This is a genomic window from Streptomyces sp. AM25, assembly GCF_058146165.1.
In genome coordinates this window covers 1-3697 of sequence record NZ_JBKIWN010000145.1, presented here as the reverse complement: position 1 = coordinate 3697, position 3697 = coordinate 1, and the positions used below count along the sequence as shown (strand labels likewise).

Here is a 3697-nt window from a genome sequence, read left to right as displayed (position 1 = left end):
TGCGGTGGGGTTCATCAGGTCTCCTCGGGGCGAGGGCGGGGGATGCCGAGTTCGGTGACGGGCCGCTGCGCGAGGCGGGCGGCTTCGGCTTGTTTGGCGTGGAGGAAGGTCAACGTCATCTCGATGCCCTCGACCTCGCCGAGCCACTGTTCCTCTCGGGCACGCTTGCGGCGGAGGAGGAGGTCTTTCTCCAGTTCCGCGAGGCGGGGCAGCATCTTGGGGTTGACCTGGAGCATCGGGCAGCGGATGCAGGCGTGCTCGTGGTTGCAGGGGGTGCCGTAGGGGCGAGCACAGTTACCAAGCTCGACTTTGCGCTTGTCGAAGTGCTCCTCGAAGTCGGCCCATTCTTCGGGTGTGACGTCGACGTACTCGGCCTCGGGCCGCAGGGACCGGCGATGGTTGAGGAACTTCTGGTAGTTGGCCACGACGTCTTCCGCGAAGACAGCGACGTAGCCCTGGAGGGTCTGCAAGTTGAGGTGGCCGAGCAGGGCCGCCCCGATGTGGACGGGGAGCCCGCCATTGACGATTTCCGTGGCGAAGAGTCTGCGGAGGTCGTGGGGGGTGAACGTCATGTCGCTGAAGGCGTCGTGGTTCTCGGCCAGTTCCTCGCAGCTGCGGGCCAGCATGTGGAGGAACGTGGTGGGGCAGATGACGCCGTGTCGAGTGCCCATCCGTCGCTGCATGAGGAACGGCATGGGTTCTGACCAGGTCTTTTCGTGAGGGTCGTAGCGGTTCAGCACGGAGATGGGCCGGCGGTCGGGGGTCAGGCGTCGGATGACCTGGGCGACGGCGTGGAAGAGGTCGGCGGACATCGGGATGACCCGCTCGCGTTCGGTCTTGGACGGAGCCACGACGAGAAGGGCGATGACCTCGCCGTTCGGTCGTTGGTATTGCCGGATGCTCAGCTGGGTGAGTTCGCAGAGCTCCTCGATGCGGATGCCGCTGTGCCGGAGGATCTCAAGGCCCGCCCATTCCCAGAAGGCGGTGTCTTCGGCCAGGGAGACGTTGATCTCCTCGCCGTCCTCCGCGACGACCCGGACCGGTGGGTTCGCCTCGTGCCGGGCCCAGTCCTGGTCCCGGGAGGTGTTCTTGCGCCGGTAGCGCCGGCCTTCGTGCACGAGCTCGTCGCCGAGCGGGACAGGGCGGGCGGCTTCCAGCAGGCTGGCCAGGTACTCGTGCCGCTTCTCGACATGGGCAACCAGCGCGGGCAGCAGCGGCTGGCGGACGCGGACCCGCTCGGCCATGCGACGGTTCACGTCCCGCTTACGCTTGTTGAAACCCTTGAGCTCCCGTGGCCGGACGGGGCAGGGGACGACCCACTGTGCCCATCGCTCGGGCTCCTCGATCGCCCAGCTGTGCAGATCGATGTAGAGAGCGCGGACGGCGAGGAGGATGCCGGAGTCGTCGGCCCTCGTCCTGGCCGGGTCCCGGTCCCATCGCTTGATGGCTTCGCGCCACTGGTCGTAGACCTCCGGACTCAGGGCGAGGTCCTGCTGGCCGGGATTGATCTTCTCGATCTTCGCCCAGAATGTGCTGGCGAGCTGCCGGGCGAGGGCAGAGATGGTGATGTAGTCCGCGGAGACCCGCCTTCGGGACAGGTAGTCGATGAGCAGCTGCCGAACGCCCTGGTGGACGATGGGATAGCGGTCCACGAGCTGTTCGACGGTGAGCTGGCCGGCGTAGATGTAGGTCCGCAAGGTCGGCGGGGTCCCGGGCGGGAAGTGCCCCATCTGGTGCAGGACCTGCCAGCTCCCCAGGGCGGCAAACCGGTTCGCGCAGCTCGTCGCCCCGTGTGTCACCCGCAGGCGCTTGGACTCCATCGAGAAGTGCAGCAGCGCGGACGGCGTCAGGTCCTCCAGGGCGATGCCCTGTGTCGTCAGCGCGGCCGTGAGGTCGAACTTCGCCCGCCTGCGGTGCATGTGATTGAAGTCGTAGGCATCGGCCGCGGCGAGGAACTTGTCGAGGTAGGGGTCCGCTTGCAGATCCCGGAAGAGATCCGGGTACTGGAGAAATTTGTTGGCCCGGAAGCCCGAGACCGACGGGCGGATGATCCGCAGGCAGAACGCCAGCTTCAGCCCCGCGATCAGCTCGCTGGCGCCCCCGGCGTCTCGTGCCAGGACGGTGACCGAGTCCGCGCCCTCGTCGTTGAAGCCGCTGCCCTCCCACCTCTCTTGCCAGGTCGTTCCCGGAATCTGAGCCAGATGTCCCAGAACCCGTTCCACCGAGCACCGGGTGCGGGTGAGGTTGGGGCGTCCCTTCATCACCTGCTGGACGATGCGGGAGATCTCTTTGACCGGCGCGGTGGACAGGTCCCCGAACGGTCCGGGCGGTGTAGGCGGCAGGGGTGCCGGTGCTGCCTTCATCTCCGCGGTGAAGAACCGCGTTGCGGGCGCGGGGACGAAGACCTCGTCGCGGTAGTCGATGCGCCGGTTGCGGGCGGTGAAGGTCGGAGTGTCAGCCACCGAACACCGCCTTGAAGTCCTCCGGGTCGTAGCCGGGCGCGATGGTCGGCTGGATCTTGGGGCGGTTGTAGTGGGCTTGCAGGGCGTCGAAGAGGTCCTCGACGCGTGCGTGCAGGTAGCGGCCGGTGGTGGCGAGGTCGGCGTGACGCAGGATGGCGCGGACTTCCACGAGGGTCAGGTGGGGGTCGTTGGCCATCCGCATCGCTGCCGTGTGGCGCAGGTCGTGAAGGCTCCAGTTGGTCTTGAGCTTCTCGTTGGCGCGCTGGATGACGCGGCGCATCGCCCAGTAGCTCAGCGGTTTGTCCGGGCCGCGGCGGGTGCGGAAGACCGGTTCGTGCGGGGCCGGCAGGCCCGCCGCATCGAGGTAGGCGGCCAGGACCACCAGGGCCTGCGGGCTGGCGGGGATCGCCTCGCGCAGCTTCGTGCCCTTGGAGATCACGTAGACCAGCTGGGCCGGCCAGTCGATGTCCGCCGGAGCGATCCCCAGCAGTTCGGAGGCACGGGCGCCGCTGGAGACGTAGAGCAGAACCGCGGCGCGGTCGCGGTCGTGGTTCATCGCGTGGAAGAACTCGTCCCACATGGCGTCGGGGATCGCCCGGGGCTCGGTCTTCGGGACGCGCTGGCGCAGCCGTGACCGCCGGAAGACGGGCGTCGATTCCATCGGGTCGAGGTGTCCCAGGGCGCGTCGGCGGGCCTCGGACACGGGGACCGGGTTCATCAGCGGGCCGCGGCCCTGGTCCCGGTGGAAGTCGTAGAAGCTGCTGACCACGGTCAGGGCGTGGTTGATCGTGGTGGGCGCGTAGCCGGCCTTGAGGTAGCGCTTGCCGGTGCGGGGGTTGACCGACCCGGGCGCCGGGGCGTCCAGCCGGGTGCGGCGTCGCTGCGGGTTGGGCGCCGTACGGAGCCATCCCACTATCACCGACACCTCGCCCTCCGTCGCCCGCTCCCAGGGCACCTGGAGCACCCACAGGAACCGGAACCAGCGCAGCAGGTCGTTGGCGTAACTGCGGCAGGTGGATGGGCTGTTGTCGTTCAACGCAAGATCACGCAGATACGGCATTACAGGCTTGACCCGCTCGCCGTCCGCACTGAGCACCGCGTACGGAGGGTGCTGGGTGTCCAGCTGAACGACTGAGCCGACGCGGGGCAGGACAGCCCGCCCCTCGATCAGCTCGTTGCAGAGGCTCGGGTTCACACACGGCTCCTTGGCCAGACGGGCATCGCCTCGCTCAACG

General features: G+C 68.0%; 2 protein-coding genes. Both read right to left on the bottom strand.

Annotated features, from left to right (window positions below):
- Window positions 1-14 precede the first annotated feature (14 nt).
- Window positions 15-2462 (bottom strand): tyrosine-type recombinase/integrase, encoded by a 2448-nt coding sequence (locus ACLHRZ_RS42425; RefSeq protein ID WP_490423986.1) that lies wholly within the window; start codon window positions 2460-2462, stop codon window positions 15-17.
- Window positions 2455-3657, bottom strand: coding sequence for a tyrosine-type recombinase/integrase (locus tag ACLHRZ_RS42420; protein ID WP_490423985.1), 1203 nt, complete (start codon window positions 3655-3657; stop codon window positions 2455-2457). The genes ACLHRZ_RS42425 and ACLHRZ_RS42420 overlap by 8 nt, the downstream gene beginning before the upstream one ends.
- Between the last annotated feature and the right edge of the window lie 40 nt (window positions 3658-3697).